This is a genomic window from Bifidobacterium sp. UMB1197 (assembly GCF_030217745.1).
Classification (GTDB): Bacteria; Actinomycetota; Actinomycetes; order Actinomycetales; family Bifidobacteriaceae; genus Bifidobacterium; species Bifidobacterium vaginale_B.
This window is the reverse complement of sequence record NZ_JASOOL010000005.1, coordinates 20418-34844: the sequence shown is the minus strand read 5'-3', so window position 1 is coordinate 34844 and position 14427 is coordinate 20418. Positions and strand designations below refer to the sequence as shown.

At 37.0% G+C, this 14427-nt stretch carries 16 protein-coding genes and 1 pseudogene; all 17 read left to right on the top strand.

The features are described from left to right. Nucleotides 1-48 precede the first annotated feature (48 nt). The 17 genes and pseudogenes from QP420_RS04050 to QP420_RS03970 all read left to right on the top strand — a co-directional run bounded on the left by QP420_RS04050 (nt 49) and on the right by QP420_RS03970 (nt 14386). Complete coding sequence (locus QP420_RS04050) at nt 49-1644, top strand: recombinase family protein (protein WP_004117907.1); 1596 nt, start codon at nt 49-51, stop codon at nt 1642-1644. Continuing rightward, entirely contained in the window at nt 1614-2024 is a 411-nt protein-coding gene (locus QP420_RS04045; RefSeq protein WP_004111243.1) for a serine integrase family protein, read from the top strand. Before QP420_RS04050 ends, QP420_RS04045 begins: the two co-directional genes overlap by 31 nt. A 1-nt stretch (nt 2025) precedes the next feature. Further along, nucleotides 2026-3603 (top strand): recombinase family protein, encoded by a 1578-nt coding sequence (locus QP420_RS04040; RefSeq protein ID WP_481616608.1) that lies wholly within the window; start codon nt 2026-2028, stop codon nt 3601-3603. A gap of 517 nt (nt 3604-4120) precedes the next feature. Further along, complete coding sequence (locus QP420_RS04035; protein WP_481616607.1) at nt 4121-4714, top strand: DUF4097 family beta strand repeat-containing protein; 594 nt, start codon at nt 4121-4123, stop codon at nt 4712-4714. A 93-nt stretch (nt 4715-4807) separates the two neighbouring features. Further along, entirely contained in the window at nt 4808-5092 is a 285-nt protein-coding gene (locus tag QP420_RS04030; protein WP_004114737.1) for a hypothetical protein, read from the top strand. Between the two features lie 107 nt (nt 5093-5199). After that, nucleotides 5200-6678 (top strand): Lsa family ABC-F type ribosomal protection protein, encoded by a 1479-nt coding sequence (locus QP420_RS04025; RefSeq protein WP_481616606.1) that lies wholly within the window; start codon nt 5200-5202, stop codon nt 6676-6678. Between the two features lie 479 nt (nt 6679-7157). Continuing rightward, a complete protein-coding gene (locus QP420_RS04020) occupies nt 7158-7592 on the top strand; it encodes a cytidine deaminase family protein (RefSeq protein ID WP_481616605.1) in 435 nt (144 codons plus the stop codon). A 90-nt stretch (nt 7593-7682) separates the two neighbouring features. Continuing rightward, nucleotides 7683-7949 (top strand): hypothetical protein, encoded by a 267-nt coding sequence (locus QP420_RS04015; RefSeq protein WP_481616670.1) that lies wholly within the window; start codon nt 7683-7685, stop codon nt 7947-7949. After that, nucleotides 7885-8067 (top strand): CD1845 family protein, encoded by a 183-nt coding sequence (locus QP420_RS04010; protein ID WP_080551032.1) that lies wholly within the window; start codon nt 7885-7887, stop codon nt 8065-8067. Before QP420_RS04015 ends, QP420_RS04010 begins: the two co-directional genes overlap by 65 nt. Nucleotides 8068-8093: 26 nt before the next feature. After that, nucleotides 8094-8678 carry a DUF7010 family protein gene (locus QP420_RS04005; protein ID WP_415706659.1) on the top strand — a complete coding sequence of 195 codons (585 nt, stop codon included), beginning with the start codon at nt 8094-8096 and terminating at the stop codon, nt 8676-8678. Nucleotides 8679-9119: 441 nt separating this feature from the next. Next, the gene (locus QP420_RS04000; RefSeq protein WP_004133089.1) at nt 9120-9422 is read left to right on the top strand and encodes a type II toxin-antitoxin system RelB/DinJ family antitoxin; all 303 of its coding nucleotides are present in this window, start codon (nt 9120-9122) and stop codon (nt 9420-9422) included. Beyond that, entirely contained in the window at nt 9422-9745 is a 324-nt protein-coding gene (locus tag QP420_RS03995) for a type II toxin-antitoxin system RelE/ParE family toxin (protein ID WP_004133090.1), read from the top strand. Before QP420_RS04000 ends, QP420_RS03995 begins: the two co-directional genes overlap by 1 nt. A 433-nt stretch (nt 9746-10178) precedes the next feature. Next, nucleotides 10179-10358 (top strand): hypothetical protein, encoded by a 180-nt coding sequence (locus QP420_RS03990; RefSeq protein WP_481616604.1) that lies wholly within the window; start codon nt 10179-10181, stop codon nt 10356-10358. A 183-nt stretch (nt 10359-10541) separates the two neighbouring features. Beyond that, a pseudogene (locus QP420_RS03985) lies at nt 10542-10820 on the top strand (hypothetical protein). 148 nt (nt 10821-10968) lie between these two features. Continuing rightward, entirely contained in the window at nt 10969-11580 is a 612-nt protein-coding gene (locus QP420_RS03980) for a CadD family cadmium resistance transporter (protein ID WP_016788774.1), read from the top strand. Nucleotides 11581-11959: 379 nt separating this feature from the next. Next, nucleotides 11960-12931 (top strand): DUF6788 family protein, encoded by a 972-nt coding sequence (locus tag QP420_RS03975; RefSeq protein ID WP_481616603.1) that lies wholly within the window; start codon nt 11960-11962, stop codon nt 12929-12931. 246 nt (nt 12932-13177) lie between these two features. Beyond that, nucleotides 13178-14386: an ATP-binding protein gene (locus QP420_RS03970; RefSeq protein WP_415689819.1), complete on the top strand. Its 1209-nt coding sequence runs from the start codon at nt 13178-13180 to the stop codon at nt 14384-14386. Nucleotides 14387-14427: the final 41 nt, after the last annotated feature.

Below are 14427 nucleotides of genomic sequence, written 5' to 3'. Positions count from 1 at the left end.
CACTGCTTTTAGAGTGATGAATAGTATTAGCTGAAAGTGAGGGAAATAGTGAAAGAAATAATAAAAATAGACTCTACAATGCGAAAAACTGGCTTTGAGAAAAAGACGCGGGTTGCAGCGTATGCGAGAGTTTCTAGTGATAGTGATGAGCAGCTTCTCAGCTTAGAAGTGCAGAAGGAGCATTACGAAAACTATATTAAGTCTAATCCCTGCTGGGAGTATGCGGGGCTTTACTTTGACGAGGGTATTAGCGGCACGAAAATCGATAAGCGTGAAAGTCTTAAACAACTGCTTAAAGACTGTCAGAGCGGTCAGATAGACAGGATTATTACAAAGTCTATTAGTAGGCTTGCAAGAAACACGGTTGACTGTCTTGAAATAGTTAGAAAACTTACCGGTCTCGGTATTTATTTGTATTTTGAGAAAGAAAACATTGATACCGAGCATATGAGTTCAGAGCTTATGCTTTCTATCCTGAGTTCTATTGCGCAAAGCGAGTCAAGATCCATCTCGGAAAACAACACGTGGGCAATTCAAAAACGGTTCGAAAACGGAACCTTCGTCATTTCTTGCCCTGCGTATGGGTATAAAAACGAGAATAAGAAAATGATTATAGTTCCCGAGCAAGCCAGGGTAGTAAAAGAAATTTTCAACATGGCTCTTTCCGGCATGGGTGGAGAAGCAATAGCACGAGTATTGACCGATAAAAAGATTCCAACTAAAAAGGGCGGAAGTTGGACTTCAAGTACCGTGAATGCTATTTTGAACAATAAAACATACACAGGGGATGTGATTTTTCAAAAGACATTTACAGACGATAATTTTAACCGTCATAAAAACTGTGGCGAGAAACAACAGTATGTTATTGAAAACCATCACGAGGCTATCATCAGTCATGAAACTTTTAATCTTGTAAAAGAGATTATCGCGTGGAGAAGAAGTGAAAATAACATAGTATGTGGTAGTGGTAAGTACAATAAGCTTTATGCGTTTTCAGCTAAAATTCGTTGTGGTGAGTGTGGAAGCAAGTGTAAAAGACGAATAATTTATCAACATAATAAGGCGTATGGCATATGGGTTTGTATAACGCATCTTGAAGATATTCATGCTTGTTCACAAAAGTCTGTTATGGAAAGTTATCTTAAAATTTCCTTCCTGCAAATGTTAAACAAGTTAAAAGCAGGATACGTTCAAATGTTGACTCCTCTCGTAGAAAGTTTGAGAGGTGTGAATAATAAAGACGGTTTGAACAAGGTTATCGAACTCGAAGAAAAAATAGCTAAATTGCAAGAACAAGAGCAAGTACTCAGTAAGCTTTTAGCCGGTGGCTACATTGAGATGGATTCCTACTATCTGGAAAGCAATCAGCTTAAAACGGAAATAGATACTTGTCTTAAGGAAAAACTTCAGCTTTCCAACAGTTTAAACGGTAACTTAACGCACTTAAACGAGGCGCAAAAACTTCAACGGTTCGTAAGCGTCACAGAAGTATTTAGCGAGTTTAAGGATGAGGATTTTCTGGATTTTGTAGACGGCATAGTGGTAAAAAGCAGAACAAGATTTCTTTTTATTTTGAAATGCGGATTGGAATTAGAAGAAGAGGTGAAAGAAACATGGCACGCATCCCATATGGTTACAGAATAGTAGACGGTAAAGCGGTTATAGATGAAGTAAAAGCTCAAGAAGTAAGAGAGTTTTTTCGTTTCTATCTTGAATTTAAAAATATTTCTCAAGCTGCTAAAAAATCAGGTATAAAAAGGGATTGGCCAGTCACGGGCAAAATTCTTAGCAAGAAATTGTATTTAGGAACAGAGTTTTATCCTCAGATTATCGATGAGGATATGTTTAGACAAGTGCAACAAATAAGGCATGAGAATGCTATCAGGAATCATCGTTATAAAGAGCCTAAGCCAATAAAGGAAATTCGGCTTATTACAAGCTACCAGTTAGAAAAGGTAGAAAAGAAATATGATGATCCTTATCGGCAAGCAGCATACGCTTACAGTCAAATCAAGGAGGTGTAAAATGAGTGCCAACGTTATAATTATTCCACCAAGAAAAATAGCGGGGAATACGGTAGATAAGCATGAAGATAAGCCGAGGTTAAGAGTAGTAGCGTATTGTCGTGTTAGTACTGACAGTGAAGAACAGGCAACAAGTTATGACACGCAAGTTCAGCATTATACGGATTATATTTCAAGAAATCCTCTCTGGGAGTTTGCTGGCATTTACGCTGATGACGGTATTTCAGGAACTAGCACGAAAAAACGTGTCGGTTTCAATGACATGATCCACGATTGCATGAGTGGCAAAGTAGACATGGTTATCACTAAGTCGATTAGCCGTTTTGCGAGAAACACTATAGACTGTTTAAAGTTTGTTAGGCAGTTGAAAGACAAAAACATTCCGATCATTTTTGAAAAAGAAAACATCAACACCATGGAAGCAAGCGGAGAACTATTGCTTACTATCATGGCTTCTTTAGCTCAACAGGAATCTGCGTCGCTTTCTCAGAATGTGAAGCTTGGACTTAAGTTTCGCTACCAGGAAGGCAAAGTGCAAATCAACCATAACTGGTTTTTAGGATACACAAAAGACGATGAAGGGAATCTTGTAATTCTTGAACAGGAAGCAAAAGTCGTAAGAAGAATTTATAGAGAATATTTAGAAGGAGCAAGCCTTAGAGACATAGCGGAGGGCCTTGAAAAAGACGGTATTAAAAACGGTGCCGGGCATTTAAAATGGAATTTATCTAATATTAAAGGCATCTTGCAAAACGAAAAATATATTGGTGATGCTCTTTTACAAAAAACCATCACGACAGATTTTATCAACCATGTTCGTATAAAAAATGATGGAACAGAACCACAGTATTATGTAAAAGATAGCCACGCGCCTATTATTCCAAGAGATATTTTCTTTAAAGTTCAAGAAGAAATGTTAAGACGAGCCAACATGTTTAGCGGTGAGGAGAATAAAAAAAGGAGAGTTTATTCCAGTAAGTACGCTCTATCCAGCCTGTGTGTTTGTTCTAAATGCGGGGATGTTTACAGAAGAATTGCTTGGAACAACCGAGGGGTGCATTCTGTTGTCTGGCGTTGTTGCACCAGAGTGGAAAACGGTCCTAGTGCTTGCGATGCTCCGACAGTACAAGAGAACGAACTGCAATCTGCCATAGTGAAAGCCATAAACAAGGTGTTTAGTATATCGGATGAAGTATTGGATACGTTGAATAACAGTATTAGAGAAATTATCGCGGGCAATAACTTAAACGAGATTGAAACGGTTGATAAAAAAATTGCAGACAAACAGGCGATACTGCTAACCTTGCTTAAAGCTAAAAAAGACTACACGAAAATAGCTGATGAGATTGATGAGCTTAAAGGTAAGAAACAGCAGCTTCTTATAGAAAAAGCAGGTCAAGAAGATGCTAAAAGACGAATCAGAGAAATGGAAGATTTTCTGAAAAGTGAGCGTCATGATATTAGTGAGTATGACGAGAAGCTGGTAAGAAAGTACATCAAGAAAATAAAAGTTTATGAGGACAGGTTCAGTATAACTTTTAAATCAGAGATTAGTGTGGATATTGAAAGGGCATCGTAAAAGCCAAAAGAATGTGAGCGTTTGAAATGTTACAAAAGTCAGCCTAGGGGGAATCATCTCTAGGCTGTTTTTTTGTTTTTATGCTAAAATCAAGCTATTAAGCCAATCTTAAACCTTTTAACGATAGCTTTTCCTATCGTTAAAAAGTGCACCCAATATCCATTCTGTGCACTCAAAAAGTGTAGCTATACTACCCGTTTTCTCAATCCACGTCGAGAGTGTCGTATTGATGTCAAGGGCTTAATAGGTGGGTGCAAATTTGCCCTTGTGTAGCAGGGGTTAGCGAGGGCTATCGTTAAAAGGTTTAGCGTGCGGCGGCTTTAAGCTGGGTTCTCGTGATTTTTGAGTGCAGTTTGGCTGTTTGAGGGAAGATGTCGACGCTCTAGGGTTGAGTGCACAGGATGTTAACGTTAAAAGGTGCACACACTTTGCACCCAGGCTGTGAAGTGGTAAAATATAGCTCAAAAGGTAAAATGAAACCTGATTATTAGTATGTGCACGAGGAGGTGCTTAAGGAATGGATAATAAGAAGTTTATCGCAGAGACGAAAGATGTTCGTTTAACGGTGAAACGTGCTGATACCTTTGGTGTGAGCTTTGTTAACTGTGAACAAGATATATTGAGGGTTGAGGAAGAGCAAAATGTTATAAGGCTTATTCAAACTAAAAAAGTCTCAGCTTCGAATTGGCTGAGGTGGTTTACTCAGGGTATGCCTGAAATTGTTGTGAGTTTGCCACATGATGTGGAAGTTTGTGAGGTTGAATCTGATTCTAATCAAGTGCTCATCACGGATATTGAGATTGGTAAGCTTTATGTAGAAGTGAACAATGGCAAGGTAGAAGTTGTTAATTTGAAGGCGGATGATGTCTTTCTTAAATGTTATAATGGGTTGGCTTCAGCAACAAACGTAGAAGTAACTCATGTTTGTACGCTTGATACGTTAAATGGCATGAGTATTTTAGAAGGAACAATCACCAAGGATGCAAGCCTTGAAGTAGATTGTGAGAATGGTGTCACCGAGGTTTCAGATAAGAAGAAGGTAAATTGTAAAAACGATGGATTTGCGCATTACATGGTGCACTGTCTTAATGGGAAAGCTATTGCGAAGTAGCAGACATATAGATCAAAAAAGAAGCAATAAAACTTGATATAAGTTGGAATTAGAGCGTATATAGACATACCAAAATGAAGGAGGGAGTCGTATATGCTCTATGTAAAATTTGATGATTTCGAAGATGTTAGTGTCATGGGAAATGAGAAAGACCATGGAATGTTTATTCCGATTAAGGATGGGAATGTGTATGCTGAGTGTGAACGGTGCGGTGTAGTTGAAAGGATTACCTCACCATGCGAATTCATTGCTAGCACATTTAGGTCAAGAGTGAACTTTAATGAAGGTTATGAACTTTGTGAGAAGTGCTTGCAAGAGGTTGAGTTTGTTACTGTCGCTTTGAGAACTGGAAAATTACCTAATCGAGAATTGAAATAACTGAAAAGCAAAGCAGTGATAACCGTAGTAATACATGAAAAACTAAACGTTAAAAGGTGCACACACTTTGCACCCGGGCGGTAAATGATAATTTAGGGAGGCGTTTTATGTCAGTAATTAAAATTGAAAACCTCACTTTCTCATATTATGGATATGTAAAACCCATATTTAAAAATGTATCGTTTTCCTTTGATACAAACTGGAAAACGGGATTGATAGGAAGAAATGGAATCGGTAAATCAACTCTATTTAAGTTACTTTTAAATCAAGAAACTTATCAAGGTAAAATAAGCAAGGATGTTGAATTTATTAAATTTCCACCAAATATAAGCGATACTTCAAAATTAGGAATTGAGTTATATAAAGAACTAATATCAGATGATGAAGAATGGAAGTTATTTAGAGAACTCAGTTTGCTAAATGTAGATGAGAACCTTGTTTACAGAGAGTTTGAAACGCTTTCTAAAGGGGAACAAACAAAAATCCTTTTAGCTATTTTGTTTACAAGAGAAGATGGCTTTTTACTTATTGATGAACCAACAAACCATTTAGATATGGACGGAAGAAAAATTGTAAGTGAATATCTGAAAAGTAAAAAAGGATTTTTGCTTATATCTCATGATAGAGATTTTTTAGATGGTTGTATCAATCATGTTATTTCTATTAACAGGAATTCTATTGATGTCCAATCGGGAAATTTTACATCATGGTATGAAAACAAAGTGATGAAAGACCAATTTGAAATTAGTCAAAATGAGAGATTAAGAAAAGATATTAAACGATTAAAAGAGTCTGCAAGACAAAGTCAAATTTGGTCTGATAAAATTGAGAATACTAAAAATGGTGTGAAAGTATCAGGTGTAAAACCAGACAAAGGACATATAGGTCATCAATCAGCCAAGATGATGAAAAAATCTAAGAATTTGGAGAATAGACAAAACAAGGCAATAGAAGAAAAACAGAGTTTACTAAAAGATATCGAAATAAAGGAAAGCCTATTACTGCATCCGCTACATCATCACAAAAATCCCCTAATATCGGTTAGCAATTTATCAGCATACTATGGAGAAAGACAGATCCTAAGTAATGTAAGTTTCGAGATAAAGCAAGGCGACATAGTGGCTATATATGGGGGTAATGGTAGCGGAAAATCAACCTTGATTAAAATTTTATTAGGTATAAATCACGAGTATACAGGTGAGATAAAATTAGCAGGTAATTTAAAAATCTCGTATATTCCTCAAGACACATCTAATTTAACAGGTAGCCTAAATGAATATATTCACAAGCAAGATGTTGATGAAACATTGTGTAAAACAATTCTAAGAAAATTAGATTTTTCAAGAGAATTATTTGAAATGGATATGAAGAATTATAGTGATGGACAAAAAAAGAAAGTTTTAATTGCTGTAAGTTTCTCAAAGCCAGCTCATATATTTGTTTGGGACGAACCACTGAATTATATAGATGTAATATCAAGAATACAGATTGAGGAAATTATAAAAGAAGCAAAGCCTACACTCATATTTGTGGAACACGATAAGCGATTTGTAGAAGATATAGCTAATAAAATAATACAATTTTAAGTAAAATCCAAATCCCAGTTTGTAGTGCCTTAGACTTTTATCATCATACGACATTCCCCTTGCCAGTTTCTCTCCTGCAATGAACGTTAAGGCTCTTTTTTGATGCATGGTTATCATAAGGGTAGTCTTGATACATGTGAGATTGTCGTATTGATGTCAAGGGTCGAGGGGAAATAGTCGCGAAAGTCCAGTAATACTGCGGTTTTCAGGCAATCGGGCAAATTCAGCATCAGGCAGGACGAACGCTTCTCGGTAACTTATCCAAGGGCAGATCAGGTCAAAAAGTGTGAGAGTTGAGTTGCCTTAATAGATGTCACTATGTTGAGTTGCCGAGTTAGATGTTGGGGTAGTTGTGGCTGTGAGATAGATATCTAATTCGGATAATAGTTTTCGGCAGGAAAGATCATGATGAAACTATAGTATATTCAAATAGGAAGGCCTATGCGATAAATTCAGGTATTTTAGGAGAAAAGGAATATATGGATATTTGGGATACAATGTATGAAAAGGTAAAGGCACAATTTCATCCGGAGGAAGTTTCTCCATTCATTTACGCACATCATGTTGTATGTGCAATAGAAGCTGAAAACGGAGAAATTTTCACGGGTTTCTGCATTGAGAGCTGCAGTGGGGTTCTTAATTTGTGCGCAGAACGCGTGGCCGCTCTTAATATGTATGTGAATAGCGGACAGACGAAGGTGAAGCGCTTTATCGCATTCCGCGACAAGGCACCTTATGGCGCGGGAAGCGGTATGCCTTGTGGAGCGTGTAGAGAGTTCTTTTATCAATTGAATGAAGAAAATGAAAAAATGGAGATTATGGAGGACTTTGAACAGCGGAAGACTGTCACGTTGAAGGAGCTCATGCCAAATTGGTGGGGCAAAGATAGATATGCTGAAGCGAAAGCAAAATGACCCTCCCGCTTGTATAGATAGATCAAGTCTCCCACACTGTCATCACTGGTTTCAAGCCTTCGCCATGATCTTATGGATCGAGCAAGGAGAATGGCGAGAGTGAATACTGAGTGCCGTCTGTGTGTTGACATGACGGATGAGGAAATGCTCAGAAGCTGCGGACTCATACTTGAGGATCCGGAAACGGGCAAAGAAGGTATCACACTTGCGGCAGTCTTACTCTTTGGTACGGATAACCGTATCATGACCGTGTTGCCTCAGCATAAGGCAGACGCTATTTTCAGAGTGTTCAATGTTGATCATTATGATGTTCTGCATATTTGGGGCGCTAACTTCTTGTATTCAAGGAGAAGTTAGAATAGATATATCTGGCTTGGCTATCGGTTTCCTATTTAGTCCCTATGAGCTTCCGATGATAGGAGTGACTGTGATATCGTTTATTGAATTGATAAATTATAAGATTAAGGCAGTGTAGACAAATTTGAATTTCTGGAGGAGAAAATGGTGGATGAATTAAGAAAAGAAATTGCAATTCAGCAGAAAAAAGGATTGCCATTTATCATGGCATCGGTGATTATATGGCTTCTGATAGTACTTGTGTCAGTTTTAGATATCAATATGGATATGAAAAATTTATTGGTATTTTGCTGTTCATGCCCATTATTACCGCTGGCTTGGTTCATTGGTAAACTTATAAAGGTTGATATTTTTTCAAAACAAAATCCACTTGGACAATTAGGCTTCATTTTCACCTTAAATCAAATGATTTATTTATTAATCGTTATGTGGGTGTTTAGTGCGGTTCCTGGAAAGATGATTATGGTATACGCTATGGTCTTTGGCGCACATTTACTGCCGTATTCATGGCTGTACAAATCAAAGGGATATACAGTTGCTGCAATTTCCATTCCGATGATTTCCTTGATTTTAGGATGTGCATTAAACGGCACAACGGTTGCTGTTGCGGCATGTATTATTGAGATAGTATTTGCTTGTGTATTACATATGGAATTAAAGAAAATGGGAGATAACTACAACAAATCCCAGTTTGTAGAGCTTAGCAAGGATCAGGTTTCTATGAAATAGAAATCTAAATCTAAAAGCGCTATGTGTAAATAATTAAGACGGTAGTAATACCGTCTTTTTTGATGTCTAAAAAGGTTTCAGAATTCAAGGTTAAATTTTCAGAGTTCAAAGAAATAGCTTCATAGTTTAAGGGTAAGTTTTCGTTGTATCCAACACGTGATGAAACTAGACCACTCAATTTCATGTGGAGATATTATAAAATCCAGACTATTGAATTTTCTTTAGTCTATTCTTATGTTCAAAAATCAACCTATAGAATAGATGGAGTTATCGCCGGCATCATGGTACTTGACCGTGCTATAAAAAGCGGTAATACAAAGGCAATGCGAAGGTAACACGAACACGAAAAACATGTATGGCAGCTGAGGGATCTTATTCATATAAATTGTGTTGCAATATGCGATACAGTATTTTATGATGTGTGTATGGAGGTTAATTGATATGGCAGTTACTAAGACAGCGAATGTGAATGTGAGAATACAAGAAAATATTAAGCAGCAGGCGGAGCAGATTTTGGAAACGATTGGAGTTCCTAGGGCTACTGCTATTGACATGTTTTATCGTCAAATCATTCTTAATAAGGGTATTCCGTTTTCGCTTACTATTCCAAAGTCTCTTCCAGCGCAAGATGATATGGATGAGAAAACGTTTAACGCGTTGATGGCTAAAGGTTATGATCAGGCGGTTCGTGGTGATAGTTATCCGATAGATGATGTTTTTGAAGATCTTGAACGAGGTCTTTAATGGATGAGTATAAGATAAAAGTCACTCGTCAGGCGAAAGAGCATCTTGCACTTATTCGAGAATATATCGCCACGGAGTTACAAGCACCGATAGTGGCTAAAAGAATGCTCGAGCTGTTGAAGTCGGAAATGATGTCTTTGCAGACGATGCCTTATCGTGTGAAGTTAATTAGTGAGCAGCCGTGGTGTGAACTTGGTTTTAGAAGAATACGCGTAAAAAATTATTACGTTTATTTTTGTGTTGATGATAGTAGAAAAGAAGTTCAAATACTCGCGGTTATCTACGTGAGAAGAGACCAGACTAAACAACTGGAAGAATTGTAATGTAACGCGCTATCAAGCCAATCTTAAACTTTTTAACGATAGCTTTTCCTATCGTTAAAAAGTGCACACAATATCCATAGTGTGCACTCAAAAAAGTGTAGCTATACTACCCGTTCTCTCAATCCACGTCGAGACTGTCGTATTGATGTCTAGGGCTTAATAGGTGGGTGCATTTTTGCCTTTGTGTAGCAGGGGTTTGCGAGGGGTATCGTTAAAAGGTTTAATATGCGGCGGCTTTAGGCTGGCTTGGGGTGGTGTTTGAGCGTATTTTGGCTGTTTGAGGGAACATGTCTACGCTCTGGGGTCGAGTGCACAGGATGTTAACATTAAAAAGTGCACACACTTTGCACCCAGGCTGTGAAGTGGTAAAATATAGCTCAAAAGTTAAAATGAAACTTGATTATTAGTATGTGCACGAGGAGGTTTTTAAGGAATGGACAAGCTCGTTCGTTTTTGCCGTGAAGTAGCGACATTCGGCTTGACGGTTGCCTTAATCGTGATGCTGGTTGCCTTAATATGGGGTGGCACACTTGCTATTAGAATTGGTTTTACCTCTTTTGCTATTGGTGTCACAGTGATCTCGCTTAAGACTGTCCTTCGAAAGACTGATTGAATTTTGTTTGGTTCAAGTCAATAGTTGAATATCTCACGTTGGGTGGCTATTACTGATCTCTGTCAGTAATAGCCACTTCTTTTTATGAATCTTAAAGTCAGGCTCAATGTCCGTCCTGTTTAGCCGGTGATTAGGGGTAATCGTTAAAAGATTAACAACTGTATCAATGAAAATGCACGGAAATTGCAGAACCAGGATGAGTATGAGAAAAAATATACGAGTCTAGTGAACAGGTTTAATACTGTAGAATAAAGGCTTAAGGGAGTAAAAGCTCGCATTGTTGAAAAGCAAATGAGGCATGATGAAGTTGAATATTTTATCGAGGATTTGAAAAAGCAGGACTTGTTAACAGTGTTCGATGAAAACGTCTGGCTTAGCATGGTTGACTATCTAACTGTGCATCAAGATGGAAAGGTTGAGTTTACTTTCCTTGATGGGAGCAAGACAGAACTAAAGCGTTAATCTTACAGGGAAAGTGTAAGGTAAAATAAAAGTATATCAGCAAGTCGCTGACGTGCTTTTTTGCTGTTAAAAGAGTTATGGGTTGAGTATCAATGGAGAGAAGAGGGTGCGTCTGTCTAAAAAATTTAACATTTTGAAAGGAGAAATAATGGAAACAATAGTATCCGCTTTATTAGTTTTTGTTTCTACATCCATTGACTACTTAGTTGTTTTGACTATTTTATTCGCTAGTCAAGGAAAGAAAGGTTTGAAATCAATTTATGTAGGGCAGTATTTAGGTACAGGACTGCTTGTACTGGCTAGTCTTATTGCCGCTTACTTTTTAAATTTTATTCCACAAGATTGGATTATCGGACTCCTTGGTCTAATTCCGCTAGGTCTTGGTATAAGAGCAATTTTTGTGGATGAAGATATTGATGAAGAAGATATCGAGGGGAAAATTACCGGAAATGGATCAAAAATCTTAGCATTTACAAGTTTAACAGTGGCAATGGGTGGAGATAATTTAGGAATTTATATCCCTTATTTTACAGGAAAGAGTTTGATTGAGATTAGTATAAGTTTAGTAATATTTGCCTTAGGGATTTTGATTCTATGCAAATTATCTCAAAATCTCGCCTCAATTTCTGCTATCGGAGAGACTGTGGAAAAGTACGAAAAAGTAATTGTACCTGTCGTGTTTATTGGACTCGGTCTCTATATATTGATTGAAAATGGAACTATTAATTATTTCATAGGTCAAGTCCTAAAAGTGGTGTAAATTCATTTCCTTCCCTTTATCTGCTATTTTTATGTTCAAACTCAAACGAGAAGATAAGCGGGGCTTCCCACCATCACGGCGCTTGATCGTACTATCTGATGCAGGAGGCTGATTAGGTGGGTGTTGTGTAGCAGGGCTTAGCGAGGGCTATCGTTAAAAGGTTTAATGCGAAGCAGCTTTAAGCTGTGTTCTTGCGGTTTTTGAGCGCATTTTGGCTATTTTGCTGTCGAGTGATTATTAATTTATTTGTTTATGTTTTGGGGAACAAATCGGTGTAAAAATCATAAAAAAGTTCCCTACATTATTTGATTATTGGGGAACAAAATGGTATTTTATTTAAGTAAATGTTCCCCAATTTATGTGAAAAAGGAGTGTGAAGATGGCTGCAAAATATGATGATGTGCAAGAATTGCTTAGAAAAAAGGCTGATATTAATGCTCGCTTGAGTTTACTTGCGTATGATGGTACTCCTGAAATCAAAAATCGTGGAGATGGTAAATATTTATACACCAGAAAGCGTGTCTCGGGAAAGTTGACGTCTACGTATGTTGGTGTGTATTCGGACGATTTGTATAATCTTCTTCTTCGCAATGCAAGTGAATCTAGGCAATTGCGTAAGGAACTTCGCGCTGTAGTAAGGCAGCTCGCGAATGCTGGATATTCTAATAGTGAGTTATCTGCTGATTTGGTGAACAATATTGCTTTTGCAAGGGCTAACTTAAAGGCGAATATTTACGATCAGGCGGTTTTGGAAGGTGTTGCTACTACTTTTCCTCAAACTGAAGAGATTATAGATAATGGGAAAGTGTTTGGTGTTTCTGCGAGTGATGTTCAAAAAATCTTGAATTTGAAGCATGCTTGGGAGTTCATTTTAGACGAGGATGTTGTATTAAGCAGGTCTGATTATTACATGCTCAGTCATATAGCGAAGCTTGTTAATGAGGGCTTTTTCTTAGACGGCGGTCGTATAAGGGGTGTTCCTGTTGCGATTGGTGGATCTACTTATATTCCGCCTATTCCTAATGAAATAGATGTTAAAGAAAAAATAAGGAATATTGTTGAAAGTGAGGAAGATAGTGAGAATGTTGAAGGTAAAGTTGGAAGGAAAGAGCCTATTGATATTGCGATTGAATTATGCGTTTATTGTATGAAGTCGCAGATATTTTTAGATGGGAATAAGAGGGCTTCTGTGATTTTTGCGAATCATTATTTGATTTCTCATGGTAATGGCTTGTTGGTTATTCCAGAAAATAAGGTTCCTGAGTTTAAGAAGTTGCTTGTTGGGTATTATGAGGGTGAAGATTTGCAGGTAATTGCTTCGTTTATGAGGAAATATTGTTGGAAGCATTAAACGAGCACTGATTGGCTATTTTGTTTGCTGCGTGCATTTTCTGCATAAGAAGATAAGTTAACCAATTTGAGCGTAATTTTAAAGTTGAACTTGAAATTTACGCCCATTATTAGAACACTGCGGCTTCAATCTCAAAGGTGAATTTTTAATTTGTTTCGTTTATAATAGAAACAACTATAAAAAACAATAAATTTATCGACTATAATCGAAATTGTAAGCAAAGCTGTAATTGAAAGGTGTGAGGATATGTCATATATATTACGTAAAAAATATCTTAATAAAATCAAACCTTTTATTAACAAGCCTATTGTGAAGGTGATTACAGGTATGAGACGAGTGGGAAAGTCCACTTTGTTAAAAATGATTCAATCTGAATTACTTACGGACGTTCCTCAAAGTCGTATTATTTATATCAATTTAGAATCAGCTCAATACTTATCTGTGAAAAATGATTTTGATCTGCAGAAATTAATTACAGAACGTAGTCAACAAATAGAAGGTAAAATATATTTTTTCTTTGATGAAATTCAATTAGTTTCTCACTGGGAACGTGTTATAAATGCGCTTAGAGTTGATTATGATTGCGATATTTATTTGACTGGTTCTAACTCAAAATTATTGTCCGGAGAGCTTGCCACCTTGCTTGCAGGGCGTTACGTAAGTTTTGAGGTGCTTCCTTTTACTTTTAGCGAATTCGTGAATTTGTATCAAAGTTTGAATTTAAGCATACAGGAATTATTTCAGCTATATATCAAAATTGGTGGTATGCCTCCTCTTCATTATTTTAATGGGGAAGAGGAGCCGAGTTTTAGATATTTAAACGACATTTATAATACCGTTGTTGTTAAGGATATACTTGAATACAATTCGATCCGAGATGTTGACGTATTTAATCGCATTTTACTTTTTTGTTTAGATAATATTGGACAAAGTTTTTCAGCTAACAGTTTACGAAAATATTTTGTTAGCGAAAATCGTAAAGTTTCAGTCGATACCATTTTGAATTACTTGAATTTTTGCCAAGCGGCGTATCTTCTAAAAAAAGTTCCACGCTATGACAGTGTTGGGAAAAAGTTACTGACGGTTGAGGAAAAATATTATGTAACAGATCATGGTTTTAGGCAAGCAGTAGGTTTCTCAAATGTTGTATCAATTGAACGTATTCTAGAAAATATTGTCTATATTGAGCTTTTGTCTCGTGGTTTTCAGGTTCAAGTTGGTCGTATTAATAATCAAGAAATCGATTTCATTGCTACTAGACAAGGTGAAACTGAGTATTATCAAGTCTCTTATTTGATGGCTAGCGAAGAGACTCGTAGCCGGGAATTTGGTGTTTATCGATTGGTTAAGGATAATTATCCTAAATATGTTTTGTCGATGGATACAATGAATTTTTCGCAAGAAGGGATTATACACAAATATTTACCAGATTTTCTACTGGAAGAGAATGCGTAATCTGCTTGATTTTGCTCTTATGTAGATTATGTTTCGCGATG

Coding starts and splice junctions, on each gene's coding strand:
- QP420_RS04045 (WP_004111243.1), top strand. CDS start 1,614: ATGGCACGCATCCCATATGGTTACAGAATAGTAGACGGTAAAGCGGTT.
- QP420_RS04040 (WP_481616608.1), top strand. CDS start 2,026: ATGAGTGCCAACGTTATAATTATTCCACCAAGAAAAATAGCGGGGAAT.
- QP420_RS04035 (WP_481616607.1), top strand. CDS start 4,121: ATGGATAATAAGAAGTTTATCGCAGAGACGAAAGATGTTCGTTTAACG.
- QP420_RS04030 (WP_004114737.1), top strand. CDS start 4,808: ATGCTCTATGTAAAATTTGATGATTTCGAAGATGTTAGTGTCATGGGA.
- QP420_RS04025 (WP_481616606.1), top strand. CDS start 5,200: ATGTCAGTAATTAAAATTGAAAACCTCACTTTCTCATATTATGGATAT.
- QP420_RS04020 (WP_481616605.1), top strand. CDS start 7,158: ATGGATATTTGGGATACAATGTATGAAAAGGTAAAGGCACAATTTCAT.
- QP420_RS04015 (WP_481616670.1), top strand. CDS start 7,683: ATGGCGAGAGTGAATACTGAGTGCCGTCTGTGTGTTGACATGACGGAT.
- QP420_RS04010 (WP_080551032.1), top strand. CDS start 7,885: ATGTTGATCATTATGATGTTCTGCATATTTGGGGCGCTAACTTCTTGT.
- QP420_RS04005 (WP_415706659.1), top strand. CDS start 8,094: ATGGTGGATGAATTAAGAAAAGAAATTGCAATTCAGCAGAAAAAAGGA.
- QP420_RS04000 (WP_004133089.1), top strand. CDS start 9,120: ATGGCAGTTACTAAGACAGCGAATGTGAATGTGAGAATACAAGAAAAT.
- QP420_RS03995 (WP_004133090.1), top strand. CDS start 9,422: ATGGATGAGTATAAGATAAAAGTCACTCGTCAGGCGAAAGAGCATCTT.
- QP420_RS03990 (WP_481616604.1), top strand. CDS start 10,179: ATGGACAAGCTCGTTCGTTTTTGCCGTGAAGTAGCGACATTCGGCTTG.
- QP420_RS03980 (WP_016788774.1), top strand. CDS start 10,969: ATGGAAACAATAGTATCCGCTTTATTAGTTTTTGTTTCTACATCCATT.
- QP420_RS03975 (WP_481616603.1), top strand. CDS start 11,960: ATGGCTGCAAAATATGATGATGTGCAAGAATTGCTTAGAAAAAAGGCT.
- QP420_RS03970 (WP_415689819.1), top strand. CDS start 13,178: ATGTCATATATATTACGTAAAAAATATCTTAATAAAATCAAACCTTTT.